This window comes from Chryseobacterium phocaeense, from assembly GCF_900169075.1.
In the GTDB taxonomy this organism is placed as follows: Bacteria; Bacteroidota; Bacteroidia; order Flavobacteriales; family Weeksellaceae; genus Chryseobacterium; species Chryseobacterium phocaeense.
Genome location: NZ_LT827015.1, coordinates 2,680,005 through 2,706,880 on the forward strand (window position 1 = coordinate 2,680,005; position 26,876 = coordinate 2,706,880).

The 26,876-nt window shown below is 39.4% G+C and carries 20 protein-coding genes; 4 read left to right on the forward strand and 16 right to left on the reverse strand.

Translation table 11 applies throughout. The features are described 5' to 3' along the window. Positions 1-31: 31 nt before the first annotated feature. The gene (locus B7E04_RS18920) at positions 32-1,015 is read left to right on the forward strand and encodes a PLP-dependent cysteine synthase family protein (protein ID WP_062703210.1); all 984 of its coding nucleotides are present in this window, start codon (positions 32-34) and stop codon (positions 1,013-1,015) included. Positions 1,016-1,283: 268 nt separating this feature from the next. Here B7E04_RS18920 and B7E04_RS18925 read toward each other — a convergent pair whose 3' ends face one another. Genes B7E04_RS18925 through B7E04_RS18935 form a run of 3 tightly spaced genes read right to left on the reverse strand, consistent with a single transcriptional unit; the run spans position 1,284 to position 3,075 of the window. Beyond that, positions 1,284-1,811, reverse strand: a complete 528-nt coding sequence (locus B7E04_RS18925) for a hypothetical protein (RefSeq protein ID WP_080780103.1) — start codon at positions 1,809-1,811, stop codon at positions 1,284-1,286. A 43-nt stretch (positions 1,812-1,854) separates the two neighbouring features. After that, the gene (locus B7E04_RS18930; RefSeq protein WP_080780104.1) at positions 1,855-2,157 is read right to left on the reverse strand and encodes a chaperone modulator CbpM; all 303 of its coding nucleotides are present in this window, start codon (positions 2,155-2,157) and stop codon (positions 1,855-1,857) included. 3 nt (positions 2,158-2,160) lie between these two features. Further along, complete coding sequence (locus B7E04_RS18935; RefSeq protein ID WP_080780105.1) at positions 2,161-3,075, reverse strand: DnaJ C-terminal domain-containing protein; 915 nt, start codon at positions 3,073-3,075, stop codon at positions 2,161-2,163. A 93-nt stretch (positions 3,076-3,168) separates the two neighbouring features. Between B7E04_RS18935 and B7E04_RS18940 the strand changes: the two genes are divergently transcribed. Then, on the forward strand, positions 3,169-4,368 hold the full coding sequence (locus B7E04_RS18940; RefSeq protein ID WP_080780106.1) for a dicarboxylate/amino acid:cation symporter: 1,200 nt from the start codon (positions 3,169-3,171) through the stop codon (positions 4,366-4,368). Between the two features lie 422 nt (positions 4,369-4,790). Here the strand turns inward: B7E04_RS18940 and B7E04_RS18945 are convergent, their stop codons facing one another. After that, the gene (locus B7E04_RS18945; protein ID WP_080780107.1) at positions 4,791-5,174 is read right to left on the reverse strand and encodes a DUF779 domain-containing protein; all 384 of its coding nucleotides are present in this window, start codon (positions 5,172-5,174) and stop codon (positions 4,791-4,793) included. 466 nt (positions 5,175-5,640) lie between these two features. Continuing rightward, positions 5,641-7,170, reverse strand: coding sequence for an aldehyde dehydrogenase family protein (locus tag B7E04_RS18950; RefSeq protein WP_080780108.1), 1,530 nt, complete (start codon positions 7,168-7,170; stop codon positions 5,641-5,643). 180 nt (positions 7,171-7,350) lie between these two features. On the opposite strand from B7E04_RS18950, the gene B7E04_RS18955 reads away from it, so the two are divergent. Beyond that, the gene (locus B7E04_RS18955; protein WP_080780109.1) at positions 7,351-8,277 is read left to right on the forward strand and encodes an AraC family transcriptional regulator; all 927 of its coding nucleotides are present in this window, start codon (positions 7,351-7,353) and stop codon (positions 8,275-8,277) included. Positions 8,278-8,339: 62 nt separating this feature from the next. Here B7E04_RS18955 and B7E04_RS18960 read toward each other — a convergent pair whose 3' ends face one another. The 3 genes from B7E04_RS18960 to B7E04_RS18970 form a co-directional block, all read right to left on the reverse strand. Next, positions 8,340-9,884 (reverse strand): RagB/SusD family nutrient uptake outer membrane protein, encoded by a 1,545-nt coding sequence (locus B7E04_RS18960; RefSeq protein ID WP_080780110.1) that lies wholly within the window; start codon positions 9,882-9,884, stop codon positions 8,340-8,342. Between the two features lie 23 nt (positions 9,885-9,907). Then, a complete protein-coding gene (locus B7E04_RS18965) occupies positions 9,908-12,745 on the reverse strand; it encodes a SusC/RagA family TonB-linked outer membrane protein (protein ID WP_080780111.1) in 2,838 nt (945 codons plus the stop codon). A 385-nt stretch (positions 12,746-13,130) separates the two neighbouring features. Then, positions 13,131-14,459: a hydroxymethylglutaryl-CoA synthase family protein gene (locus B7E04_RS18970; RefSeq protein ID WP_080780112.1), complete on the reverse strand. Its 1,329-nt coding sequence runs from the start codon at positions 14,457-14,459 to the stop codon at positions 13,131-13,133. A gap of 397 nt (positions 14,460-14,856) precedes the next feature. Here B7E04_RS18970 and B7E04_RS18975 point away from each other — a divergent pair, with 397 nt between their 5' ends. After that, complete coding sequence (locus B7E04_RS18975) at positions 14,857-15,588, forward strand: class I SAM-dependent methyltransferase (RefSeq protein WP_080780113.1); 732 nt, start codon at positions 14,857-14,859, stop codon at positions 15,586-15,588. Between the two features lie 52 nt (positions 15,589-15,640). On the opposite strand, the gene B7E04_RS18980 is transcribed toward B7E04_RS18975, so the two are convergent. The 8 genes from B7E04_RS18980 to B7E04_RS19015 all read right to left on the reverse strand — a co-directional run bounded on the left by B7E04_RS18980 (position 15,641) and on the right by B7E04_RS19015 (position 26,743). Continuing rightward, positions 15,641-18,151 carry a M1 family metallopeptidase gene (locus B7E04_RS18980; RefSeq protein WP_080780114.1) on the reverse strand — a complete coding sequence of 837 codons (2,511 nt, stop codon included), beginning with the start codon at positions 18,149-18,151 and terminating at the stop codon, positions 15,641-15,643. A gap of 11 nt (positions 18,152-18,162) precedes the next feature. Next, on the reverse strand, positions 18,163-18,393 hold the full coding sequence (locus B7E04_RS18985) for a hypothetical protein (protein WP_080780115.1): 231 nt from the start codon (positions 18,391-18,393) through the stop codon (positions 18,163-18,165). 1 nt (position 18,394) lies between these two features. Next, a complete protein-coding gene (locus B7E04_RS18990; protein ID WP_080780116.1) occupies positions 18,395-19,717 on the reverse strand; it encodes a serine hydrolase domain-containing protein in 1,323 nt (440 codons plus the stop codon). A 63-nt stretch (positions 19,718-19,780) separates the two neighbouring features. After that, positions 19,781-20,698: a hypothetical protein gene (locus B7E04_RS18995; RefSeq protein WP_080780117.1), complete on the reverse strand. Its 918-nt coding sequence runs from the start codon at positions 20,696-20,698 to the stop codon at positions 19,781-19,783. Then, positions 20,698-21,492: a thymidylate synthase gene (locus B7E04_RS19000; protein ID WP_080780118.1), complete on the reverse strand. Its 795-nt coding sequence runs from the start codon at positions 21,490-21,492 to the stop codon at positions 20,698-20,700. The genes B7E04_RS18995 and B7E04_RS19000 overlap by 1 nt, the downstream gene beginning before the upstream one ends. 157 nt (positions 21,493-21,649) lie before the next feature. Then, positions 21,650-24,409, reverse strand: coding sequence for a M4 family metallopeptidase (locus tag B7E04_RS19005; RefSeq protein ID WP_080780119.1), 2,760 nt, complete (start codon positions 24,407-24,409; stop codon positions 21,650-21,652). A 410-nt stretch (positions 24,410-24,819) separates the two neighbouring features. Then, positions 24,820-25,260, reverse strand: a complete 441-nt coding sequence (locus B7E04_RS19010; protein WP_080780120.1) for a hypothetical protein — start codon at positions 25,258-25,260, stop codon at positions 24,820-24,822. A gap of 136 nt (positions 25,261-25,396) precedes the next feature. Further along, positions 25,397-26,743 (reverse strand): alpha-amylase family glycosyl hydrolase, encoded by a 1,347-nt coding sequence (locus B7E04_RS19015; RefSeq protein WP_080780121.1) that lies wholly within the window; start codon positions 26,741-26,743, stop codon positions 25,397-25,399. Positions 26,744-26,876 lie beyond the last annotated feature (133 nt).

The following is a 26,876-nucleotide window of genomic DNA, read 5'->3' on the forward strand; positions in this document are numbered from 1 at the left end:
GCCTTATCTTTGCAGCGCTTATAAAACATTTATGAAATACGCAAAAAATATTCTTGAAACGATAGGAAATACGCCTCTTGTAAAACTAAATAAAGTATTAGGTGAAGACTTTCCTGCATTGGTTTTAGCAAAAGTAGAGACCTTCAATCCCGGAAATTCCGTAAAGGACAGAATGGCTCTGAAAATGATAGAAGATGCCGAAAAAGACGGCAGATTAAAGCCCGGAGGGACCATTATTGAGGGAACTTCAGGAAATACAGGAATGGGATTGGCTCTGGCAGCGATCATCAAAGGCTACAAATGTATTTTTGTAACCAATTCCAAGCAATCAAAAGAAAAATGTGACATCCTTCGTGCAGTAGGAGCGGAAGTTATCGTTTGCCCTACGGATGTGAAGCCTACGGATCCTCGTTCTTATTATTCAGTGTCTAAAAGACTGGCTAAAGAAACCGAAAACGGATGGTATGTGAACCAGTATGACAACCTATCCAACAGAGCCGCTCACTATGAGTCTACAGCTCCTGAGATCTGGGAACAGACGGAAGGTAAGCTGACACACTTTGTGGTAGGTGCCGGAACAGGAGGTACTATTACCGGCTGCGGAACATTTTTCAAAGAAAAAAATCCGGATATTAAAGTGATTGGGGTGGATACTTATGGTTCTATCCTGAAAGAATTCCACGAAACGGGTGAACTTCACTACGATCATGCGTACACATACATTACAGAAGGAATCGGGGAAGATATTATTCCTGAGAATTATGATATGTCTGTCATAGATCACTTTGAAAAAGTAACGGATAAAGACGGTGCAATCTACGCAAGAAAACTGGCTAAGGAAGAGGGAATTTTCTGCGGATATTCTGCAGGAAGCGCCATCGCATCCCTGATCCAGATGAAAGACCAGTTCACAAAAGACGATGTGATTGTCGTGCTTCTTCATGACCATGGCTCAAGATATGTAGGGAAAATCTACAATGACGAGTGGATGAAGGAAATGGGCTGGCTGGAATAAATTTTCAGGCGAAACGGCGAATTTGCAAATAGGCAAAGAAAGCTGAGAAAGCCTAGGAAGTTAAAATAGCAAAATACAATAAGCTAATTGGCTTTTACACAATAAAGAAATCAGAGCAAAACTGCTCTGATTTTTTTATTTATTATTTGCCTTTGGCAGTTTTGCCCTTTAGCCTTTTGCTATTTCGCTTTTTCTCCTCTTTGCTTTCTCAGCTTCCTTTGCCTTTAAGCCTTTTTACCATTTCGCCTTTTAGCCTTTTCGCCAATCATTACTCCCTAATATTCCTCTTACACGCCTGTCTCAGCGCTTCATAATCCCCTTTACCCATTGATTTTTTCGGGAACATATAATTAAATTTTCCTTCCAGTGAAATGAATTCTTCACTGACATCAAAGGTCCTGAAATCTTCCCATTTACTCAGTTCTTCCTGATGATTGAGATTCACATTGAAAATATCATCATTAAACCTGATCTCATAAATCTCTGCATCTTCCAGGGATTTCAGATATTTGTTTACTTCCTTTTTCCAACGGGAAACCTTGTTGATGCTTAAAGAAAGGTATACAGTACAAAGCAGGAATAAAAAACTTACGAAATATAAAATCCCAAACTTTTCTTTACTTAAATCGTTTTTAAAACAGAACAGGATCAGTAAAATAAGTCCCACCACAGCAGTAGTCACGGTCTTCCCTCTGGTTGTCTGGGAAAAAAACAAGCTTCCCTGATTACCACTGAAATAAATTTCTTCGAAATCTTTTCTGTTTACATTTAATTTGATGATTTTCTCGTTACTCATTTCTCAGAAATATTTAATTCGTTTTAAAGATTACAAAACTAAATCAAATATCTTCATATTGGTTGGTTATGGCAGAAAGTTTATTCATCAAATCACGGTTTTTCTGTTTCAAATCTTCCATTTTGCGAAGCATATCATTGATAACCTCCAAACCTGGCAGATTGATTTCCAGATCGTAATGCCAATTGGTAAATTTTTCAAAAACCGGAAGATCTTCGTACAGCAGATAGCGGATGTCGTTATCCGTTTCCACATTCAGCAGCCCAACTTCCACCAATTCATCAAAAAAAGTGATTTCTATATTGTATATTTTTACGAGTTCTTCCCTCGATATTCTTTCACTCATGGCTCAGGAATTTTTAAGTTGTTCAAAAAGTTCTTTCTGCTTGTCCGTAAGATGGGTCGGCAGTTTCACCTCATAGGTCACAAAAAGATCACCGGACTGGCCTTCTTTTTTATACACAGGGAAACCTTTTCCTTTCAGCCTTACTGTGGTTCCGTTCTGTGTTTCAGGTTTTACTTTCAGGCTGACACTTCCGTTCAGGGTATTCACTTTCACATCGCCACCCAGAACAGCGGTATAAAGATCAATGGATACTTTTGTTTTCAGATCATCCCCGATCCTTTCAAAAGCAGGATCTGCCGGAATATTGAATGTGATGTACAGGTCACCGTTGGGGCCGCCATTAAATCCCGGGTTCCCATGACCATTCAGTTTGATCTGCTGGCCATCATACACACCGGCAGGAATTGTAATTCTTACTTTTTTACCATTGATTTCAAAAGTCTGCGGATGGGTTTCTGCCGCATCCTTTAAGTTCAAATTCAGTTCTGCATGAACATCCTGTCCTTTGAACTTCCCTGAGGAACTTCCCCTGGAGTTTCGTCCGAAACCTCCGCCCGATCCGCCAAACATGCTCTGGAAAAAATCTGAAAAATCTTCTCCATCGCCAAAATCAGCACCGGAAAATCCGCCACCGCCATAGTTCTGCTGTTGATACTGTCTTTGCTGTTGCTGGGCCTTTTCATATTCTTCACCATGTTTCCAGTTTTCTCCATATTTATCGTACTTAGCACGATTTTCCGGATTACTCAGCACTTCATTGGCTTCATTCAGTTCCTTGAATTTTTTCTCTGCTTCTTTATCATCAGGATTAAGGTCGGGATGAAGTTTTCTTGCCAGCTTCCGGTATGCTTTTTTGATGTCATCCTGGGTTGCGCTTTTATCTACGCCTAAAATTTTATAGTAATCTATATAAGCCATAGAAAGGATATTTACTCAAATTTATGAATTTTGTCCCTTAAAAATATATAAGAGAGTGTTAAAAATAAGCCTATCTTTGATAAAAAGCGTTGAATGAAAGAAGTTCTGAAAAACTACTCAGGCATTATATTTTTACTGGCAGGAATTGTAATAGGAAGCATTATCGGCATTGCTGCACCGGGTATTGTGGAATACATTAAGCCTCTGGGAGACATCTTCCTGAATCTTCTGTTTGTAAGTGTGGTGCCTCTGGTATTTTTTGCCGTTTCCAATTCCATTGCTTCTTTGGAGCAACAGTCTAAATTTGGAAAAATCATTCTGGTGATGTCTTTTACTTTCCTGTTTTTTATTCTGACTGCTGCTGTTTTCACCATCTGTGCCGTTTATCTTTTTCCGGTTTCAGGAGTTTCCGGCAGTTCGGAAGCCGTTGCTGAAACTGTTTCTGAAGACAGCTGGGGCAACAGGATAGTGAGTTTCTTTACAGTGGGAGAATTTACCCAGCTTTTTTCAAGGCAGAATATGCTGGCTCTTCTTATTTTCGCTTTTATGACGGGCTTTGCTGCCAGAAAGTCAGGTGAAAAAGGACAGCCGTTCAGGCTTTTTATTGCTTCAGGGTATGAAGTGATGAAAGAGTTGCTTTTACTGATTATGAAGATTGCACCCATTGGGCTGGGAGCTTATTTTGCCTATCAGGTTGCGACTTTGGGACCTCAGCTTTTCGGGTTTTATGCCAAGCCGCTGGGCCTTTATTATATTGCAGGAATCGTTTATTTCTTTGTCTTTTTTTCGCTGTATGCTTTTATGGCAGCCGGTCAAAAAGGGATCAGAAGTTTCTGGACGAATGCCGTATATCCTACTTTAACCGCTCTAAGCACCTGCAGCAGCTTTGCCACGATGCCTGCTAACCTTCAGGCTGCCACAAAAATCGGTATTCCGAATTCTATTGCGAATCTGGTGATTCCGATCGGGACCACCCTGCATAAGAACGGGTCATCCATGTCTTCAATCATTAAAATATATGTTGCATTCCTGATTATAGGAAGAGATTTCTTTGATCCGGCGAATTTGCTCCTTGCTTTAGGAATCACGGTTTTCGTAAGTATTGTAGCCGGAGGTATTCCGAATGGAGGATATATTGGTGAAATGCTGATGATTTCAGTGTATCAGTTACCACAGGAGGCTATTCCGGCCGTGATTATCATCGGAACCCTGGTAGATCCTCTGGCAACAGTTCTGAATGCTGTAGGGGATATTGTGGCAGCAATGTTTGTGAGCCGGTTTGTGAAGGTTTGATATGATTAACAGAATGGAAGCTTGAAGAAGGAGGATGGAAGTTGCTATTCGGCCGGTTATTTATGTGATCATAAATTGATTAAGCAACCGGTGAAAAGCTTAATAACATATCTGATAATGATGATTAGGAACGCTAAGAATACATGCAATGACTCTTTTTAAAACGAAGCTCAAAACTTAATATTCTTAAAAGCTTAAATTGATCTTAATGGTTTATTTTTTATCTCCCGCAGATCACGCGGATTACGCAGATTTTTTAAATTAAGATTAAATAAATAAAGTGATGAGAAACTTAAGAATACACGTGATAATTTTTATAAAGCGAAGCTAAACTTAATATTCTTAAAAGCTTAAATTGATCTTAATGGTTTAATTTTTATTCCCGCAGATCACACGGATTTCGCAGATTTTACCTTATGTTTTTATTCACTGCGTTTTACGGGTGGAAGATTTTCATATTCTTCCGGTGTAAAAAGTCTGTACTGTACTTTGAATGTTTTTCCTAATGGAGTTTCCAGTGAAAAACCTCCCGGGCCGAAGCCATCGGTAACATCCAACGTAAAGTGAGAGTATTTCCAGTATTCAAAGAGATCACGATCTATCCAGAATTCATGACCGTTTATGGTTCCTATCATGGCATCATTCATTCTGGGAAAGAAGCCGCCCTTTTCAAAGCATTGGGGCTGGGTCCCTTCGCAGCATCCACCTGCCTGGTAAAACATCAGAGCTCCATATTTATTTTCCAGCTCGAAGATCACTTCCAGTGCTTTTTCTGTAGTGGATAGTCTTGATATTTTTGTTTCCATTGCTTTGTTTTTAGGTCAAATAAAGTTCTGATTTTTTGACTGGATAATCAAGTGATAAATTTCGAAATCTTTGAGAAAAGCCTTGATATATGCCTGTTTAAAATGCAAAGACTCAAGTTATTCTATTTTGTGGATGTTTTTAAGGCGCAATGATTTTATCTCCGATAAAATTTTAATAATGCTTAGATACCTTTCATTATAGACAAGAATGGAAGTATGAAGTCCACATCCAATTAGTTTTCAAGCTTTTTATACTTCCTATGCTATTTCGCCCTTTTACCATTTCGCCTCTTTGCTATTTCGCTTTTTTCCTTTTCTCGATTCCCCGCGTGAGGGATGGGAAGGGCGGCGAGGAACGAGCCGGCGCGGAATGAAATGGAGCACCGAAACGAAGTGAAGCCCTGAACAGCCCGACCGTTTTGCCCCGGCTCCGCCGGGGCAAACGGGCACGCCCTAATATTTAAAATTAAAAGAAACCTAATTTGTTTTTGTTGTACGAGATCAGCATATTTTTTGTCTGACGGTAGTGATCGAGCATCATTTTATGATTTTCCCTGCCAATCCCCGACTGCTTGTATCCTCCGAAAGGTGCTCCTGCCGGATAGGAATGGTACTGGTTCACCCAAACTCTTCCTGCCTGGATCTGGCGCGGCACATTGTACAACTGATGGGCATCCCTGGTCCAGACTCCGGCGCCAAGTCCGTAAATAGTATCGTTGGCGATTTTTATGCCCTCCTCTTCATCTTTGAATGTGGTAAAGGCCAGTACCGGGCCGAAGATTTCCTCCTGGAAGATCCTCATTCTATTGTTACCCTTAAAAATAGTCGGCTGGATGTAGAACCCATCCTCTAAATTTTCGCCTACATTATTAACATCACCGCCGACCAATACTTCTGCACCTTCCTCTTTTCCCAGCTGAATGTAGGAAAGGATTTTATCTTTCTGAATCTGGGACGCCTGAGCCCCCATCATCACTGTTTTATCAAGCGGGTTTCCTACTTTGATGGCTTTTACCCTTTCAATTACTTTTTCAATGAATGCATCCGCTATATCTTCCTGAACCAGCAGTCTGGACGGACATGTACAGATCTCTCCCTGATTAAGGGCAAAAAGAACAGCTCCTTCAATGGCTTTATCCAGAAACTCGTCATCCGCATCCATTACCGAGCTGAAAAAGACATTGGGAGATTTTCCGCCTAATTCAAGGGTTACCGGAATAATGTTCTCCGTAGCATATTGCATTACAAGGCGTCCCGTAGCGGTAGAACCCGTGAATGCTGCTTTTGAAACCTTTGGATTGGTTACCAGGGCTCTTCCAAGCTCCGCACCAAAGCCATTGACAATATTAACCACTCCGGCAGGTAATAAATCACCTATAATTTCCATTAAAACCATAATAGAAACCGGAGTACTTTCTGCCGGCTTTAATACCACACAGTTTCCTGCAGCCAGAGCTGGAGCCAGCTTCCATACCGCCATCAAGATCGGGAAGTTCCATGGAATGATCTGTGCAATCACTCCAAGCGGTTCATGAACGATGAGGGATACGGTATCTTTATCCAGTTCATTATGGGAGCCTTCTTCTGCGCGTATCACTGATGCAAAATATCTGAAATGATCTATGGCAAGAGGAAGATCAGCCGCCAGGGTTTCTCTCACCGCCTTTCCATTATCGATGGTTTCAACAATAGCGAGGTGCTCAAGGTTCTGTTCAATCCTGTCAGCTATTTTATTTAATATAATGCTTCTTTCTGTAGATGAAGTATTTTTCCAGGTCTGGAATGCTTTGTCAGCAGCATTCACAGCAAGTTCCAGATCTTCTTTGGAAGAATGGGCTACCTGAGTGAAATTTTTACCATTAACGGGTGAAACTACATCAAAATACTGCCCGTTTACCGGAGGTGTGAATTTCCCGTCAATATAATTATCATATTTGCTTTTGAATTCAGGCCACTGGAAAGCAGTTTCTGATTTCGGTTCTGTTATTGTGCTCATATTAATCTGTTTTTAATTTTTCAGTGATGCCAAATTACATTTACACCGGAAAAATGCATAGCACAATCGTATAAAAAAATATCAAAATAGTGCAGATGTTCAATTTTATTATTTTGTTAACAACCCAACAGGGCTAAAATTTAATATATTTGATGTATTGGGTTTATAAAATGTTTAGAAATGAGTAACAATAATAAATTTTTATTAAACACTCCTGAATTAAAGAAGGAGAGTCAGTTATTGAACCTTGTTGAAAACCAGACCAAATTCAGCCTGAACAACTGTGAGTTCAATATATATGAAACACACAAGGCAGCCTACGGGGTAAAACTTCATTTTGACAATATTGCATTCACCGCGATGCTGAGGGGCAGAAAACATATGAAGCTGGATAATAAGACCAATTATTTTGATTATTTTCCAGGTGAAAGTATATTAGTCGCTCCAGGCGAAACAATGGTCATCGACTTTCCTGAAGCAGACGAAGCCCCTACCCAATGTATTTCTTTGAGTCTTAATCCTGAATTTATTGAAGATTCCCTGAATTATTTAAATTACAATCTTCCAAAAGCGGATGAAACTTCGCAGTGGAATATCCAGCTCGATGAATTTTTCCTTTTTAACAATAAATCCCTGGCATCCGCCACGAACAATATTATGCGGATCGCGATGGATGATAATTCCCAAAAGGATATCATGGCTGATTTCGCGCTGAAGGAACTACTCATCAGACTGATGCAGACACAGGCCAGAAGCATGGTGGAAAAAAATATTGCCAAAAACAAATCAAGGATTGGTTTTGCAGTAGATTACATCCGGAAAAATCTCCATCAGAAACTGTCCATCGAAAGTATGGCTAAGTTGGCCTATGTAAGCAAATCCAATTTCTTTAAAATGTTCAGGGACGAATTGGGTACTTCCCCGAATGATTTTATCCTTCAGGAAAGAATCAGCCGCGCCAAAGAACTGCTAGCCGGACAAAACAGCATCAAGGAAACGGCTTACCAAACCGGGTTTTCAGACACCAATTATTTTACGCGGGTTTTTAAGCAGCTTGTGGGGGTGACGCCGAAGAGTTATCAGATAAGAAGTTTCGTTTCAAAATAGCTGACAAGCAAAAGAGACCATCTTTAACGATAGTCTCTCTGGTAAGAATTTAGTAATTACAGTTAATATCCAGCATTCTGAACAATACCCGGATTTGCATTGAGTTCATCCTGAGGAATTGGCAAAGCAAATTTATAACTGGTGTTAGGCAGGTTGGCAGGATTTGCTGCAGGATAGTTGGAAGAACTTGAAGAATAATCCGCAGGGTCTCTGTCAATGGTAACATTAGCTTTTGTTCCCAATCTTTTGATATCTATAAACCGATGTCCTTCATATGCCAACTCTAATCTCCTTTCTTTCAAAATACCCGCCCAGGCAACCGTTGCATTTGCAAATACAGGAGCAATCTGTACAGCCCCAATTCTCGCATCTAAAAGAGTTTTTAATGCTAACCCTACTCCGACTAAATCTCCAGCTTCTGCTCTAGCCTCAGCTTTAATGAGATACATTTCAGAAATTCTCATTATTTTAAAATCATTATTAAACCCGTTAGTGGCAGTTACTGCAGCTGTAGTGCTTCCAGTCTCAGTTCCTCCATGTTTTTGAATTATTAATTTATCTGTGTTTCTGTAATCCACAGAGGTTGAATAAGCAGGATCAATAGTGGAAGATGGTGCCACAATAACATTTCGTCTTACGTCACCTGGTCTTTGCTCCAGTATATTAAATAATGCTCTTCCTACTTCGTAGAGCGGAGAACCATTTAAATTAGGTGCTACAGAACACCATCCGTTATGTAAATTAGTAGCCTGGGTATTTTGCTGAACTGTTCTTTTTAATCTGAAAATAACTTCTTTATTGGCAGGTTCATTGTCTGTAAAAAATACCTTCCTGTAATCTGCAGGATCTGCCAATGATACCCCTGAAGTATTAATTACATCATCTGCCCATTTTTCTGCATTGATGTAATCTCCTTTATATGCATAAGCACGGGCCTTTAATCCTTTCGTGAAATTTCTATTCGCAAAAGTAGTATTTGCGGTATATCCAGTAATGCTATTATAAATGGCCAGTGCCTGATCTAAATCTTTATGGATCTGTGCATAAAATTCACCATTCTTTGCTCTGGGATTTTCTTTTTCATCTGCCTCAAATATTTTGTTGGCTAATATTCCTGCCAGTGCATTGTCATCCTTCAGATTGGGTGAGTAATAGGCCAATATTCTCAAGTGTCCGTAAGCTCTCATCGTTAATGCTTCAGCTTTCAGCCTCGAAATTAATAGAGCATCATTTGCATTAGCAGGTACAACACCGTCTGCATATTTAATAACTCTATTGGCTCTTGCCAAAGCAATATAAGTATTCACCCAAATACTGCTCGCCAATTCTGAAGAGGGAATCAGTAAGAATATATATTCTGTAGAAAGTCCTTGTCCTCCATTAGCATACCCTATTCCTACCTCATCCGTAAAAATAGAACTAAAAACAGCTTCTGATCTGCCTGAAAATAAATTATAGGTTGAATTTATAAGCTTTTGAAGATCTGCAGATTGCGTAACTGCAGTTTCCTCCGTTAAAGATCCAGGGGTGTAGGGTGTTATCAGTTCATCATCGCAAGAGGTACATAATACCGATGCTAATACTATATATTTAAATATTTTTTTCATTGTTACTTATCTTATTTATTAAACTAGAACATAATATCAAATCCTAACGTTACAGTTCTAGGTGTTGGATATCTCTGTTGGTCTGATACATTTGGATTCTCAACATCATAGCCTCTCCATTTTGTAAATGTGAGCAGATTTTCTCCTTGCAATGTGATAGATAAATTATTCACAAATGTTCCGGTTAAAAGTCTCTTAGGAACACGATATCCTATCTGAACGTTTCTGAGCCTTATATATGAAGCATCCCTCAGAAATCTGTCTGAATTACTCTGCAATCCCAAGTTTGCAGCTTTAAGAGAAGGAACATCAGTATTTGTATTATTAACCGTCCATGCATTTAGAAGATCACGATCCACATTGAATGCAGCTAAATTATTCGGGTTATATAATCCTGATAAGTCATAATCAAAGCGTTTCACTTTTGCTATAAATGTGAAAGTAGATGAAACAAAGAAGCTTTTATAATTAAAATCGAAGCCAAAACCTCCCTGATACTTTGGCAGCCTGTTTATGCCCATCAATCTTCTGTCAGAATCTTTTGGACTTTCTGTTGCATTACCATTGGCATCTTCGAATAATAAATTTCCATTCGTAGAATTTATCCCCAGGTATTTGTATAGAAAATATTCTCTAAGCATTCCATCATTAGCAGTAACCACTAACCCATCAGCTATTCTACCTCCTCCGGACTGAATTCCACTAATCTTTTGATTATTGATTGATCCGTTTACCCTAAATGTTAATGAAATATCATTTTTGCTGTTTCTCACCACATCATAAGCTGCACTCACTTCAATCCCTTTATTTTGAAGTATAACATCGGTATTGCGGATGACATTTAATGTACCTAATACCGGAGCTGTGGGATCCGGCATATATAAATCTTGGGTCCTTTTATCATAATAATCAAATGATCCTCTCAATTTTCTTTTGAAGAACTCGAAATCAGATCCTATGTTGTATTGTTTGGTAGTTTCCCACCTCAAGTTTCTGTCACCAAAATTAATGGCATAACCCTGGCCTCCGTTATAGGTATTATTAGATACCGTATAAATATTGGTAAAGCCCGGAGGATTCAAACCCGCATAAATACCAAAATTTCCATCTACAATCCTCTGGTTACCCTGAGTACCGTAAGAACCTCTGATTTTGAACGCATCTACAAATTTTACATTTTCCATAAACATTTCTTCATCTACATTCCATCTACCTCCTACCGACCAGAAAGTTCCCCATCTTTTATCGCCGAAAAACCTGTTGGTACCATCTCTTCTAAGGACGGCAGTAACTCCATATTTTTTATTGAAATCGTAATCTAATGATGCAAAATACGAGATCATCGCCCACTTTAGTTTCAAAGCAAATGTTGTGGGAACATAAAAGTCATTGCTTGAAGTATCTGTAACATATCCCGTTCCAGCTCCCGGCACAAATGTTTTAGGATCCAGCCCTCTTTGTCTTGTATTGTTAATATTCAGCTGCGAGTAGTTATATTCAGCATTTCCTTGAAGAGAAAACGTATGATTTCCGAATGTTTTTAAATATTCTAATTGCCAGAGGTTATTAAATAAAAATTCTCTTCTCAAATTCGTGTCTTCAAAACCCGAAAACTCCTGTGCCCCTTTAAATAAAAATGCATTAAATGAAAGGGGATATTCAGCCTGAGTAAATCTGTTATTGAGGTATTGTCCTGAAGTTCTCATTTTCGCAGTTAAACCATCTACAATCTTATATGATACATTAGCTGCCATATCCAACCTTATTTCTTCCGTAAGATTATAATAGTTAACTAATTTATCCATTAGCATTAAAGGAGTGTACAATAATGTTCCGTCCTTAGAATATAAATCAAACAACTGCTGACCACTCTGATACAAGTCTGGTGACAGATAGGGAGCGGACTGGTAAGCTCCCAGAACATAATTTCTGTTTACCGCCCCGCCATCCAGAATAGCCTCATTGTTTTTAGAAAATCCTAAACCAGTAACCAATGCGTATTTGAGTCGTTCATTCTCACTCTTGCCATTGATATTATTTCTTACTGTAAATCTTTTCAATCCGGTTGTCCTCAGAATTCCTTCATTATCAAGATAACCCACAGATGTATACGAGTTGATATTCTGGCCGCCAGATTCCAGTGATAAATTGTGGCTTTGAGTAACCGCAGGCCTGAAAAAGATTTTTCTCCAGTCTGTATTGATACTGTAACCAGCAATTTCCTCATCAGTCATTTTAGCTCCTCTTCCCACACCAAAACGTTTTTGCAGGGTTAATAATTCTTTAGCACTGGCAAAATTATATTTTGGATCCTGTAAAGCAGAAACTCCAAACTGGCTGCTATAGCGAACACGCATTTTTTCGTTGTATTTCCCATTTTTAGTAGTAATGATGATAACTCCGTTAGATCCGCGTGAACCAAATTCAGCAATTGCTGCAGCATCTTTCAGCACAGAAAAAGTATCAATATCATTTGGGTTAATTGATCTGAAATTGTCACTATTGGAAGGAAAGCCGTCTATTACATACAATGGATCAGAATTACCATTATAGGTTCCTACTCCCCTGATGACCACTGAAGGTTTCGCTCCCGGCTGGCCTGTACTTGCAGAAACATTTACTCCCGCCAGCTGGCCCTGAATAATATTCATCACATTGGCATTAGGCCTGTTTTCAATTGTTTTACTATCAACTGTAGCCACTGAAGTAGCAGCATTTTTTTTAGTTGTACTTCTATAACCCAGAACCACCACCTCATCGATTTCTCCACGGATCGTATCATTCTTCACTTTCTGTGCCCATACCGCCTGTCCCATAAAGAACAAAGCTCCGGCACTTAGCACACGTAATTTCACATTCATATTAACAAATTTTAATATTAAGAAGGCAAATATGTTAATAAAGCTTAACAATATCAAAATTTAAACACCTGTAAAACAACATGTTATAAATTAAAAATTTAACTTAAATGAAAAAGTCACTTGGATAAGAAAGTAAAACTCAGTTAAACCCAACAAAAATTTCTACGAAACAGAAGTATAAATAAATTTTAGCCACGCAAAAAAAATCATTTACACTTAAACAAAATCAATAAAATGATAAATAAAATTAAACAGGATTTTCAATATGGATAAATAATTAAAGATTTACTCTGCGATGAATTTTAAAAAATTGGATAAAACAAAGCCAAAAAGAAAAGCATCCCTGTAATAAAGGAATGCTTTTTATAGTTAAATGATCAATTCATCAGTCTTTATAGCCGTAATATCGGGCTCCTTTTAAAACAGGATTTTCTGCCTCTACAGAAACCAAACCGAAACCTTTGGGATTCCCATTAACAGACGTTTCAAGCTGCTTTCTATGGAGTTTTTCGTAGGTTTCAAAATCAATGGCAGTCCGGTTTTGCAAACATTCAAATAAATTCCACTTTGAAACCACATTTTTCCAGTTCTGAGAAACCTTACCGGCAAAAACTTTAGATTTTGATCCGCTTCCATATCCTAAGAAGCCGATCTCAGAACCTGCCAGCTCTTCATTTTCATTGAACGAAACCTGCAGTGCGGACAACAAAGCCATAAAGATGGAAGCTGTATACATATTTCCTATTTCTGAGGAAGCCCGTTGCGATCTTTCAATTTTCTCGTTGATAAATTTCAGATATTCCTCCGATTTTGCAACCGCTTTCTGCTCATCAGGAGTACCGTAGGAAAGATTATTTTCAAGGCTGTAAATTTCCGTGAATACCCTTTTCCCGTGAAATGCATAAGGAAGGTGGAAAATAAGATATTTCCAGGCCTCGTACGGTTTATTTTTTCCTGTAATTTCTTTATAATGCTGATAGGCCTCCCGGATCCTGTCCTGGTAGCACTGGTTTGAATACTGCCCGTCAAAAACAGGTTCATCGGTAAAAATTTCTATTTTGTCCGGGAACGTATCCGGTGCGTCATTTAAGTTTTCTTTCTGATAGGCTCTTCTCGGTTTAAAAAAGTCAAAAACGCTTTCTGTAGCCACGCCCCAGTTATTTTCTATTTCCAGCAGATCAGGTTTTGATGAAATCAGTAACGCGACTGCACCGCCACCTTGTGTATATTCTCCGGAAGAACTCAGTTCATATTTGGCATAATCACTCGCGATAACCACAGCTTTTTTATCCGGATTTACCCTGACAAAATCCAGGGAGTTATGAAGCGCATCCACCGCACCAATGCAGGCAAACGTCATATCCACAACATCACAGTTCCTGAAACATCTGTCACCGAATTCTTTTTCCAGCACCTGCTCCACCATCTGCAAAGCATAAGAAGCCGTTGGCTTTGCCGCATCCAGTGCACTTTCCGTTCCCAGATAAATCCGGGCTATATCTTTTGGATTGAGATTGTAATCTTTAATCAGCTTCAGTAAGGCCTCTGCCGCAAATGTTGCCGTATCTTCATGAACATCGGGAAAACCCATTTTATGCAGTCCTAATCCTTTTTCCAGTTTTGCAGGTTCAATTCCTCTTTTTTCCGCCAAATCTCTGATCTCCAAATACAAAGACGGTACATAATAGCCCGCAGCCTCAATTCCAAAAGTCATTTTATTGTAAATTTTTATACGAATTTATAAAATGATGTTTGAATAAGCTATGAAAGAAGGTCCATAATTTCCTTTTTAAGGTTAAAAATCATAAAACTGAGTTCGGGAAGGCATTTTTGTTTTTATGATTGGTCAGGAAGTTTGAAGCTGGAAGAGGGAAGTTATTGAAATCCACAGGTAGAAATATACGTGGCCTTTATTCATTTTTTAAATCCGGTTCAACAAATTTAAAGGTAAATGTTTAATATCATAGTCTAATAGTTACTTCCAGCCTCCATCTTCCCTCTCCCTGTCCTTGCTTAACTTCTTATCCCGGATTCAAACTAAAATAGAATTAAAAAAATTATCAGCTCCAACACAGAATATTCCGATTAGTATTATTAAATTGCAGCCCATCATGTATGCTGCTGTAAAAAACATTATCCGAAAAATTATTCCGCAAAAGTTTCTTTTTGAAAACGAAATGTTTTTCAGGAAAAGCCTGTATCCTTTTTACAAAGGCAGCGATTGCGAATGTAATATCTGCCATGCTAAACTTAAACACTTCATCAAATTAGAGAATGGTAACCTGCTTTGTCCCATCTGTGGGAGCTTACCAAGATCGAGAAGGCTTTTCAAAATCGTCAGTGAAGATTATCTGAAGCCTGGTCTTTCCATTCTGGATTTTTCTCCTTCGAGGGCTATTTTCCGGGCATTAAGGAGCAGAAAAGACATCCGCTATTTTCCTACGGATTACGAAGATGAATTTCTAGCAGATTATCATTTTGACATCACAAAAATAGATTCGGCATCTGATCAGTTTGATCTGATTATGTGTTATCATGTTCTTGAACATATTGAGGATGATACATCTGCCATGAGTGAGCTACACCGGGTTCTTAAGAAAGGAGGAACAGCATTGATTCAAACTCCTTTTAAAACCGGTGATATTTACGAAGACTTTCAGATTAAAACTCCCGAAGAACGTTTAAAGCATTTTGGACAGGAAGATCATGTGAGAATTTATTCTGTACACAGTCTGGTTCAGCGGCTTCAAAATGCCGGATTTCAGACAGAAACCAAAGTTTTTGAACAGGACCATTACCGAGGCTTTTCAGATCAGGAAACGGTTATCGTTTGTAAAAAATAAAAAAACGCACTTTTCAAAGTGCGTTTTTTGTTATGGGTATAGATTTATTTGATTACTTAAAATCTTCAATCGCTTTATTGATTGCATCAATCTGCTTATTGATACTGGCTGCATTCTGAGGATTCTGTCTCAACAGTTCCATCTTTTTACTTAAACCGTCTTTCAGCATCTGGGAAATCATCATTTTCACCTGAGGGTTATCTCCCATCTCACCTTTCGCGTGGCTGATGATCTTCGTAATATTCTCAGTAGCCTTCAGATTATCTGAGCTCATAATCCAGTTGTAACCTTCTTCCGCCGATTTCCCGAGCTCCGGGTTCTGGAACTTAATGAAGGGATAAAACGCCACAAGCGGAGTGATGTTGGACATTTGAGAGATCACCTTATTTTTCACAATAACCGGAAGAAGATTGCCAAGCAAATCATCGGAGGCGCCTTCCAGGTCAATTTTATCAGCCAGCGTACTTGCTTTTGACGGATCTACAGCCAAAACAGCACTTACAGACTGGGCTTTTACGGAGTTGGAAACTGCATTCACTCCTTTTTCAAAAAGCGGAAGGTATTTCTTATCTTTAGTTTTCGCTAATGCACCAATTGCTGCAGCCTGAACCATTGTTCTTGGATCACCGGAAGCCAGCTTTTCAACATCAGCTCCAAAAGCTTTCATTTGCTCAGGATTGGAAAGATCCATGAACTGAAGCGCTTTGATTCTTACTTTAAAATACGGATCTTTTATAGCAGCAGCCAGCAGTTTTGTAGCGGCAGGATTTTTTCCTACCTGATCTTTAATAGCGGTCAGTGCTTTGTATCTGTTTTTAAGCTCCTTTGAGTTGGTAAACTGCATCAGGTTCTGCTCAGGAGTTTTTGTTTCGGTAATATCCGCCACTAAAATTCCGTCTGCATTGATATTGACAAGATCCGGATTTTTAGAAACATCAAAATTAAAGGTATTCTTCGCTTCTCCATTTACCCAGACATTGTATCTTTTCGGTTTACCGTTGTCATAGACATCAATGGCCAGCGGAAATTCAAACGGCTGCTCCTGGGTCTGATTAATGGTTACCGCCACCTGCTTCTTCACGGGTTCAAACGTGAATGAATAATTGATCTTCGGGTTCCCGCTTCCGAAATACCACTGATTGAAGAACCAGTTCAGGTCTTTCCCGGAAACTTTTTCGAAAGAAAGTCTGAGCTGATGAGCTTCTGCATTCTGGTATTCATATGTTTTCAGATAGTCCTGCATTCCTGCAAAGAATGCATCATCACCCAAATAGTTTCTCAGCATGTGAAGGATTCCGCCTCCTTTCTGATACGTCACCAGGTCAAAAACGTCCTCACGGGAATCATAATTGAATCTCACCAGGTTTTTCTTAAAATCTGCAGGATTGTGGATATACATATTGACATCCATCATCTGGTGGTAATCTGCATGGTCTTTTCCGTATTTGTAATCATTCCAGAGGTATTCGGAATAGTTGGCAAAAGATTCATTCACGGTAAGGTTGCTCCAGCTTTCTGCAGTAACAAGATCCCCAAACCAGTGATGGAACAATTCGTGGGCAATGGTATCTTCCCATTTGTTTTCATCAATCAGCTGTCCGGGTTTCTGAAGAACATCGCTTCCATGAAGGGTAGCCGTTGTATTTTCCATAGCACCGCTTACATAATCCCTTCCTGAGATCTGTGCATATTTTGCCCACGGATAATCATAGCCCAGTTTTTTCGAGAAAAACTCCATCATTTCCGGGGTATTCCCGTAGATCTGCTTCGCATATGGTTCGTACTCCTTTTCAATATAATATTCTACCGGAACATTTTTCCATTTGTCTTTCACAATGGCATATTCGCCTACGCCCATAAAGAACAGGTAAGTGGCATGTCTTTTATCCATTACCCAATGATCTGTTCTCAGCCCGTTGGCCTCTTTCTGGGAATCTTTTAAAATACCGTTGGAAAGCGTGACATATTTGTCAGGAACGGTCATATAGATCTCCTGGGTAGTCTTTTGGTTCGGTTTATCAATGGTTGGAAACCATGCGGAAGAAGATTCAGTTTCACCCTGCGTCCAGATCTGTGTAGGCATATCCGGGTCCTGTCCCTGTGCATTGACGAAGTACAGACCTTTAGCATCATTAATAGCCATGCTTCCCTGCTGCTTCACTTCATTAGGACGTGCGGTATATTTGATATAGACTGTATATTCCTGATTTTTCTGATAGGTTTTATCCAGGCTGATTTTCAGGATATCATTTTTATATTCATATTTTAAAGGAGACTTTTTTCCGTTGCTCTCAAGGGCTACCTCATGGATCAACATGCTTTTTGCATCCAGCGTAAGCTCGTTAGTCGCATAAAAGTACGGAGAGGCCGTCAGCCATTCTTCTCCCGCCATCTGCTCTTTCTGATAATCAAAATTTACTTTAAGTTTGGTATGCTTAAGCTCCGTTACTTTGGCTGTGGTGGCTCTGTATACTTTTTCCCGTCCTGAAGTTTCGGTTTGTGCTGATACATGGGTGGAAAAGAAAATTCCGAGTATAGCAATTGATAAAATCGCCTTTTTCATCTGTTACTTTATTATTTTTTAGAATTATTTTTTGTTATGATATCAAAAATATCATTCACTAAGGTTTCATAATCTCCTGTTTTTAGCTGTTCCTTGGTTTTTGCAAACGCTTTTTTCAGTTCGCTTTCAGGGTTTTCATCATCGATGATTTCGGCCGAAGCCACTCCTTTTAACTGAAGAATTGCATTTCTGATGGCTTCCAGATCTGCATTTTCTTCGGTATTGATTTTCAGATATTTCATTTTATTGTTTTTTAAAGGTAAATTGATTGGTACCCTGCGAGAAATCCATCGTTCCTTTTTCAGCATTAAACTTCATTTTGATGCCTGCCATGTCAAACTTAAATTCAGTTTCAGAAACGGCATCCAGTGGAAATGCACCTTGGCCGGTAGCCTGCCCCTTCAGCTTTCCTCCCTCTGAGAATATTTTTATATCGAGTGGAAAACCATCAGCTTTATACAGGCCTTCATATTTTTTCAGAAGATCTTCCGGTACTGAAATTTCTTTAAAATCAGGCATTTTAAAATCTTTTCCGGTAGCCGTCTGGAGCATTTTAATGGAAATATCGTTATTGTCATAATCAGATTGATTCGTAATAGCGCTCACTCCTATTTTCAGTTCCGGGAAGTAGTACAGCACGGAACGGAACTGATCAATTCCTCCGTTATGCCCATATCCCCAATATTTTTCAAAAGGAACTTTTGTAATTCCATAGCCGTAGTTATCGGTAAAGCCTTTCATCTGACCAAGACTGTTCTTCGTGATCAGCTTGCCGTTTTCCAGCGCAATGATGAACTTCAGGAGTTCTGTGGATGTAGAAATGATATTTCCTGCTCCTCCGGGAACACTCATATCCGTTTCCTGCCACGGTTCATACGATCCATTGGCATATACGTAGGAAAACGCCTGGTTTTTGGAAGGATCAATTTTTCCTCCGACTTTGGTCAGGGTCAATTTTAAAGGGGCCGCAATTTTATCCTGTATCAACTGTGCGTAGCTCTTTTTATACACTTTTTCCAAAATAAAACTCAGCAGGATATAATTTGAATTACTGTATTCGTATTTTGTCCCCGGCTGGAAATCACTTTTATATTTTTTGATGATCGAAACCAATGATTCTTGTGTCTGTGGAGCCGTATTATAATTCCAGTATTCTGCTTCGTCGGTCAGGTTATGAATTCCGGTCCTGTGCTGCAAAAGATTGGCGATGGATATCTTATCCGCATTTTCAATCTCCGGAAAAAATTGTGATAATTTCGTATCAATGCTAAGCTTTTTATCTTCAACGGCTTTCATCACCAAAACCGCAGTAAATGTTTTGGAAATAGAACCGATACGGTATTGGGTATTCATATTGGCTTTCTGCTGTTTTACGGCATCAGAAAATCCGGTTACTTTCAAAAATGTAGGCTGATCATTCTCTGCAAACGCAAAGCTTCCCATTACTTTATGGTGAGCCGAAAGGGAATCCAGATAATCTGCCAGTTTTTGTCTGTTTGAATTTTGGGCGGACATGATGCAGGAAGCACTTGTTGCCGCAACTAAAAAAATACGTTTCAGGGTCATAAGTATACTTTTACAATCAGTAGTAAAACAGGGCTGTTTGTTACAATTTGAACTGTTAAAATGCTAACGGTAATCGTTGGCAGAGATTCCGTTATTTTCCATCTGAGACAGTATTTTATCGTCTTCTTTCCAGGAGCTGTCTTGTTTGAGATAGTTCAGGATGGCTTTCTTATTTCCAACGTTGTTAAAGGAAAGAAGTTCTGATAAATAATATCTTTTATGATCCGTGTCAAGGGAATCATTTTTGATCAACTCAAGAAATTCCTTTTGCAGAGGAGCCGCATATTCTTTTTTGTGCCATGAATTGATATACAGCAATGCCGGCAGCCTGTGATGTTCAAAAGCCTGTTTTGCAATCTGCTTTTTCAGTCCTTCAGAATAGGTCCTGTTTCTTAAAGCCATCGTCAGGATAAGTTCTGAGGAATCCGGCATGAAAAGAAGCATACTGTCCAGCTGTTTTAAACCGGAATCAGATTTCAGTTCTTTGGATTCTAATTTGTAATAATGGTTCCAGTAAACCGGTTCTGCAGGATGATCTTCACTGATGATGCAGCCATCCTGGATATGAATCTTTCCCTTTCTGTTAATGATTTTCTCAAAAACCGAAACCATGTAAAGGTTGTTTTTTTCCTGAAGCCCAATGGCCGCATATACCGCCACCACATTATTTTTATTGTCCGTAAGGGCCAGTAGCTCACTTTCTGAGGCCGTATCAATAAGTTTTGTGAAATTTTTGAAATTGGCAGGAGTTTCTGTTGCTCCTTTGCCCCCCTCTTCTGTTTCGTAGATATTTAGTGCGGAAATATCCTTAACAATTTTTCTTAAATGCGGCGGAACACCTAAAGTATCGAAAACGGCATCTTTTGTAAAATCAAAACGATCAATCAGCTGTTCTGATATTACAAGCCTTTTCTCTTCTTTCTTTTGACAGCTAAAAAGAAAAACGATACAGACTACAGCAAAAAACCTTGGTACATTCATTACACCGCTACAGGTGCCTTGATTCCCGGATGCGGATCATAATTTTCAAGGGTAAAATCTTCAAAATTAAAATCGAAAATATCTTTAACCTCAGGGTTCAGTTTCATCATAGGAAGCGGTCTCGGTTCTCTGGAAAGCTGTTTGTTTACCTGTTCAAAATGATTGTTGTAAATATGAACATCCCCAAAGCTGTGGACATAATCTCCAACTTCAAGATCACATACCTGCGCCACCATCATGAGCAACAACGCGTAGCTTGCAATATTGAACGGCACGCCCAGAAAGACATCGGCGCTTCTCTGGTACAGCTGTAATGACAGTTTTCCATCCGCTACATAAAACTGGAATAAGGCATGGCATGGCGCCAATGCCATATTGGGAATTTCAGCAGTGTTCCATGCAGAAACAATCAGCCTTCTGGAATCCGGATTTTTTTTAATCTGCTGAATCACTTCAGAGATCTGATCCACTACTTTTCCTTCAGCTCCCTGCCAGCTTCTCCATTGGGCACCATAAACGGGTCCCAGGTCACCATCTTCGTTAGCCCATTCGTCCCAGATGCTTACCCCATTATCATTGAGATATTTCACATTGGTATCTCCTTTTAAAAACCAAAGCAATTCATAAATAATGGATTTCAGATGAACTTTTTTGGTGGTTACCAACGGAAAGCCTTTAGACAGGTCATACCTCAGCTGGTACCCGAAAACACTTCTTGTTCCGGTGCCTGTTCTGTCGGTTTTATCTGTTCCATTATCCAGGATATGCTGTAAAAGGTCTAGGTAGTTCTGCATTTTAAAAGCGGGTTTTGATGGTTCAAATTTAGAAAAAACTAACCGATTTTAAGTTATCACAGATCATAAAAAAACAGCTGTGAAAAATTATTTTCACAACTGTTTACTGTTAACTACTTATTGTTTGGATCCCGCAGGATTCTTTAAAAACCTATGATTAATTTTTAATAATCTTCTGAGTCACTTTCTCTTTGCCGTTATCCAATGAAAGGATGTACACGCCCTGAAGCAATGATTCCACATTGATGGAGTGGGATTTTGTTTCTCCGGACTGTACCACACTTCCTCGGGCATCAACAAGCTGGTATCTGAACTCGGATCCTGACTGGGATTTAATCTTAATCGCATCTTTTACCGGATTTGGATATACACTGATGGCAGCACTACCGGAAGAAGAAGCTTCAGCAATCAGCGAAGTCATGGTACCTGCTGCAGCTATTTTCAATGTATAGTCTTCCACCTGCCCGTAGCTGAATGTTCCACATGAAGAGGTAGGTGTTCCGTTATATTTCATAATGACTCTCATTCTGGTATTTCCTGTCAGTGCTGTAGATGGAATGGTGATGTTTCCGGACACCGGAGAAAGTGTGGTTGCGGTCCTGGACCATGCCAATTCTCCAACATCTGTAAAGTCACCGTCACCGTTATAATCGATATACACTGCATATCCTTCGCTATACTTCAATGATGTCCAGGAAGGAGTAATGGTGATGGTATAAGAATTTCCTTTGGTCACATTTCCAACAACAGATGTGAAATTCTCATATCCTGCTGTACCTGTGGAAGCCTGATTGATATCTGCAAATTTCATATTACTGATGCGTTCGTCTGCTGTAGAATTGCCGGAAGCAGTACAATAGGTAGTGGTAGTTCCGCCGGATTGAGTGGTTACATTTACGGTATTGCTTGCTGCTGAAATATTTCCTGCCGCATCTTTTGCTTTAACTGTAAAACTGTATGAAGTCGCCGGAGAAAGTCCTGTTACGGCATACGTTGTAGCAGTAGTTGTAGAGCCTACAAGACTTGTTCCTCTATACACATCGTATCCTGTGACTCCTACATTATCTGTAGATCCGCTCCATGATAATGTGGTTGAGTTCTGAGTGGTAGAAGAAGCTGACAGCTGCGGCGCGGTAGGAGCCTGAGTATCAGTAGTCGTTCCGCCGGAGTATGCTGTTCCTAAACCTACTGCGTAGAATGCATTCTGAGTAGCCTGATGTTCTGCTGAATCAGTACCGAAAAGATCTTTTGCAGATTGAATTCCATAAGTCAGGGCATTGTTATAATTAGAATTGGAAGTCAGGTAGGAAGTCTCCAGCCTGTAAACAATTTTGGCTGCTTTTTCAAATCCGATTCCTGTTACATTGAAGCTGTTTCCAATATCATTGGTCCCAGTACCTCCCATTACCAGAAGATAGAACCAATAGTTCAGGACACCGCTGTTGTAATGAACCCCACAGCTATCGTTAGTATTCGGGTTTGGAATACATGAATTACTTGCGTCCTTCCAGTAAGTTCCTTTATAAGTATCCGGCTGTTTGGATAAACCTGAATTCGGATTGCTCATGGATCTTAAATAATTAGGTGATACTTTGGTGATATCCTCACCGATCAGGAAGTTCTGTTTTTCAGGGGCGTAAGTATACTCAACCACAGTTCCCCAGATATCGGAAAGCCCTTCATTCAATGCACCAGATTCTCTCTGATATACTAAGTTGGCTGTTTCCTGACATACCGCATGCCCTAATTCGTGGGCCGTTACATCAAATGCTCCAAGGGGTTTAAAATTGGTGGCACCATCACCGTATACCATTGCATTTCCGGTCCAGGCTGCATTTTCCCAGGAGTTTCTTACGTGGATATAGCTGTCAAGTACTGCTCCCTGGTTGTCGTAACTGTTTCTATTGAATGTGTCTTTGAAATAGTCGTAGGTTTTTTCTACTCCCCAATGAACATCCAGTGCTACGTCATTTCCAGTTGAGGAATGTTCAGCTGTTGTCCAGTTATTATCCGTATCAGTGATGTTGTTTTTGGTAAGGCTGGTGTAGTTGGCGTTGTTGTTATTGTAGGTATTAACTCCTCCTCCTCTTGTATTGTCTTTTAATGCATATTTTCCGCTAACAAGAGTGGTTTCAATTGATTTTGTTCCGCTATATTTTGTCTGAGCGGTTCCTGCAACAAAAATTGAGGCGAAATCCTGCTTTGAATTATTTTCCGGTCCGGCAAGAGAAATCTGAGTCTGTCCTTTTCCGTGGGCATGTTCTCCCACATGCTTCATCACCTGATCATTAAGCAGTACAGCTCCTGATTTGGCATCCACATACACGTGAGACCTTAAAAACGGCTCTGCTGAAAAGATATCAAACTTGTAAGAAAGCAATAGTCTGTATTTTCCATTTGAAGCCTCAACCGGCACGAATACAAGCTCTCCTTTGGGCTGATAATTGATTTCTTTTCCGTACTCCGTATTGGTCATCAGAACTTTGGCACCGATATGCTTCATGGCATTCTGAAGGGCTACAGATTCTGCAACGTCCGCCTGGGTATTCAGATCACTGGTATCATATGTTTCTCCGTTCATACTTACCAGGCTGCCTTTTACATAATGCAGCATGTAGGTGGCAAACTCCACCTTAATTCCCTCATGATAAAGCTGATACTTTTCATCAGAGAAATCACTAAAGAGTTTCGCGGAATTCACTTTAACCATTTTAGATCCTGCGGGAAGGCTGAGAACCTCGGAAAAGAATTTTCCACTATCGGACAATGCCAGTTCCCTGGCATTGGTTCCGGGTTTAAATGTAATGAATGACGAGGCGCCATCATCAATTCTTTGCTCAACATATCTTTGAGCTTGTAATGTAATGCCACTTACCAGAAGCGGAACAAAAACCATTAGGGTCAATTTGTTTTTCATAGAAAATAATATTTGGTGTGTTATCATTCCAAATATAATAATTGAACCAATACAATAAACAAAAATATCAAAATATTTTTACGAATTATTCATTTTTAATTAAATATTGTTGAAAAATAATTAATTAAAATAAAAGATAGATATAAAAAATTTAGTTAAAATATTTCAATCGAAAAAAAAATAATACATCAAAAACCTGACATTGATTAATATTTTTAACAAATAAAATTTATCACGTATTCCATCAAATTTTTATTATTTTTTTCACTTTAACCGGCTTAAGTGATCCATTTAGGTGAAAAATTTCCTTATTTTTTTAACAATAATTGATTACGAAAGAGTTAAAAATAGAAAATCCAACATCCCGATTATAATTTTTTACTTCAATTAATAATTTTTACACCTGTAATTCACCAGACATCTGTAATCTTCTGGTGAATATTGTTTATAAAAAATCCATCTCCAGATTTTTTACCTAGCATCGCCTTTACCAGAGGAGATTCTGCAGACACGGTCATGATTTTCTGGCTACCTGAAATAATCTCACCGGCAGATACCGTAACATAAAATAGACCTTTATCTGTTTTGACCAAAGCCCCTGCCTGGACTTTATCGGAAGGCTCGGCGGAGATTTTCCGGATCACGGAAAGCTGGTTCAGAGATTCATTAAGCTGCCTCTGAAGGTTATTGATTTCCTGCTGCAGCATTTCGCGCCCGGTTTCGTACTTGTCTCCCATGGAGCTTTTGGTATCATTATTAGAGGCGCGGGTTTCATCTATCAGGCTTTCGAAGGACCGGATTTTATCTGAGATTTTTGTTTTTATGGTGTTTAAGAGCTCCTGCTTATCCATGTAATGAAGTTTTTTTGAGAATTTTATAGCGGATGAATTATGTACAATATAAATTTCGGCTAAAGCCTGATCTCAATATACATAAATAAAGCGGGCTAAAGCCCGCTCCTATTGATGTTATGGTCTTTAGCCTTCTTTATTTTTCAAAAACTGCGTAGTCTGAAACTTTGAATGTAAAATATTTTCCACTGTCAAAATCTCTTTTTGTTTTGTCAAAGACATTCCTGAAAGTTCCGGACAGGTTCTGGTCTTCAATGGTAAAGTCTACCGGGCCTTTTGACATATTGAGAACGACAAGAACCTCATCTTTTCCGTTCTTCCTCAGATAGGCCAGGATTTTATCATTGGCAGTTGTATTAAGAAGGCGGGTTGATACGTTGGCATCCCCTCCTCTTAGTGCCGGGTTGGAAGCTTTTAACTCCAAAAGGGTTTTATAAAACTCGGCCATCTGATAGGTATTGGTCCATTTGATCGGGTCTTTTTCAAAGAATTCCAGTCTTTTCATATTGGGAAGCTCCTGCCCTGAATACAGAAGCGGTACCCCATTCCACGTGGCTGAGAATACAGCCATTGGTTTTGTAGTGGTACCGTATTTTTCGTATTCCGTCCCGTTCCAGGAATTTTCATCATGATTGGTGGTAAACCATGCTCTCATGGAGCCATCACCAATGTTAGAATATTGTACCAGCAGGTCTTTAAGTTCCTGAAGAGGCTCATTTTTCTTGTAATAGTCAGCAGATTTATGCATCCATTTCCATGAATAGCTGGCATCGAATACTTTTCCGTATTCCGGGCTTTCAAGTTCATCAAATTCTCCCAGCCAGAATAGTGGCTTTATTTTTTCTACTTCCGGACGGGCCTGTTCCCAGAAATCAACTTCTACCCAGGAGGCCAGGTCACATCTGAAACCGTCAATTCCGGTTTCTTTCACCCAGAATTTCATCGCATCAATCATGGCCAGTCTCATCTCCTGGTTTTTATAATCCAGTTCAATGATATCATCCATTCCTGAAGCAATATGAAACTTTCCGTCGGGATCTTTTAAATAGAATTCCGGATGTGTTTTGGTCCAGATATGGTCCCATCCGGTGTGGTTGGCCACCCAGTCTATGATCACTTTAAACCCAAGCCTGTGGGCTTCATTCACCATATGCTTGAAATCATTCATGGTTCCGAATTCAGGATTTATTGATGTAAAATCCGCGGATGCGTAAGGACTTCCAAGACTTCCTTTTTTATTTTGCTGGGCGATAGGCGTTACCGGCATAAACCATAGTGTTTTAACACCCATTTTCTTGAGCCGGGGCATTTCTTTTTCAAATGCTTTAAAGGTTCCTTCCGGTGTATATTGTCTTATATTGACTTCATAAATATTGGTTGTGTGTTTCCAATTTTTGGGCAAATCCATAGTGTTTGTAGTATTTCGAGTGGTACAGGAAACAATTCCCAGACCAATTATTGCTAGCAGAATCAGTTTCTTCATTCATCTATTTTTAACAAAAGTAAGGAATGTTTTTGGGAAAGGGAGGAGACGAGAGGGTGAAAGAGCGAATTTGCAAAAAGGCAAAGATGGCAAAGAAAGCTATCAAGGTAAAAGGATTGACCGGTATGCTTGT

What these genes read in the sequence shown, in the direction of transcription:
- B7E04_RS18920 (WP_062703210.1), top strand. Translation starts at nt 32, where the DNA reads ATGAAATACGCAAAAAATATTCTTGAAACGATAGGAAATACGCCTCTT.
- B7E04_RS18925 (WP_080780103.1), bottom strand. Translation starts at nt 1,811, where the DNA reads ATGAGTAACGAGAAAATCATCAAATTAAATGTAAACAGAAAAGATTTC.
- B7E04_RS18930 (WP_080780104.1), bottom strand. Translation starts at nt 2,157, where the DNA reads ATGAGTGAAAGAATATCGAGGGAAGAACTCGTAAAAATATACAATATA.
- B7E04_RS18935 (WP_080780105.1), bottom strand. Translation starts at nt 3,075, where the DNA reads ATGGCTTATATAGATTACTATAAAATTTTAGGCGTAGATAAAAGCGCA.
- B7E04_RS18940 (WP_080780106.1), top strand. Translation starts at nt 3,169, where the DNA reads ATGAAAGAAGTTCTGAAAAACTACTCAGGCATTATATTTTTACTGGCA.
- B7E04_RS18945 (WP_080780107.1), bottom strand. Translation starts at nt 5,174, where the DNA reads ATGGAAACAAAAATATCAAGACTATCCACTACAGAAAAAGCACTGGAA.
- B7E04_RS18950 (WP_080780108.1), bottom strand. Translation starts at nt 7,170, where the DNA reads ATGAGCACAATAACAGAACCGAAATCAGAAACTGCTTTCCAGTGGCCT.
- B7E04_RS18955 (WP_080780109.1), top strand. Translation starts at nt 7,351, where the DNA reads ATGAGTAACAATAATAAATTTTTATTAAACACTCCTGAATTAAAGAAG.
- B7E04_RS18960 (WP_080780110.1), bottom strand. Translation starts at nt 9,884, where the DNA reads ATGAAAAAAATATTTAAATATATAGTATTAGCATCGGTATTATGTACC.
- B7E04_RS18965 (WP_080780111.1), bottom strand. Translation starts at nt 12,745, where the DNA reads ATGAATGTGAAATTACGTGTGCTAAGTGCCGGAGCTTTGTTCTTTATG.
- B7E04_RS18970 (WP_080780112.1), bottom strand. Translation starts at nt 14,459, where the DNA reads ATGACTTTTGGAATTGAGGCTGCGGGCTATTATGTACCGTCTTTGTAT.
- B7E04_RS18975 (WP_080780113.1), top strand. Translation starts at nt 14,857, where the DNA reads ATGTATGCTGCTGTAAAAAACATTATCCGAAAAATTATTCCGCAAAAG.
- B7E04_RS18980 (WP_080780114.1), bottom strand. Translation starts at nt 18,151, where the DNA reads ATGAAAAAGGCGATTTTATCAATTGCTATACTCGGAATTTTCTTTTCC.
- B7E04_RS18985 (WP_080780115.1), bottom strand. Translation starts at nt 18,393, where the DNA reads ATGAAATATCTGAAAATCAATACCGAAGAAAATGCAGATCTGGAAGCC.
- B7E04_RS18990 (WP_080780116.1), bottom strand. Translation starts at nt 19,717, where the DNA reads ATGACCCTGAAACGTATTTTTTTAGTTGCGGCAACAAGTGCTTCCTGC.
- B7E04_RS18995 (WP_080780117.1), bottom strand. Translation starts at nt 20,698, where the DNA reads ATGAATGTACCAAGGTTTTTTGCTGTAGTCTGTATCGTTTTTCTTTTT.
- B7E04_RS19000 (WP_080780118.1), bottom strand. Translation starts at nt 21,492, where the DNA reads ATGCAGAACTACCTAGACCTTTTACAGCATATCCTGGATAATGGAACA.
- B7E04_RS19005 (WP_080780119.1), bottom strand. Translation starts at nt 24,409, where the DNA reads ATGAAAAACAAATTGACCCTAATGGTTTTTGTTCCGCTTCTGGTAAGT.
- B7E04_RS19010 (WP_080780120.1), bottom strand. Translation starts at nt 25,260, where the DNA reads ATGGATAAGCAGGAGCTCTTAAACACCATAAAAACAAAAATCTCAGAT.
- B7E04_RS19015 (WP_080780121.1), bottom strand. Translation starts at nt 26,743, where the DNA reads ATGAAGAAACTGATTCTGCTAGCAATAATTGGTCTGGGAATTGTTTCC.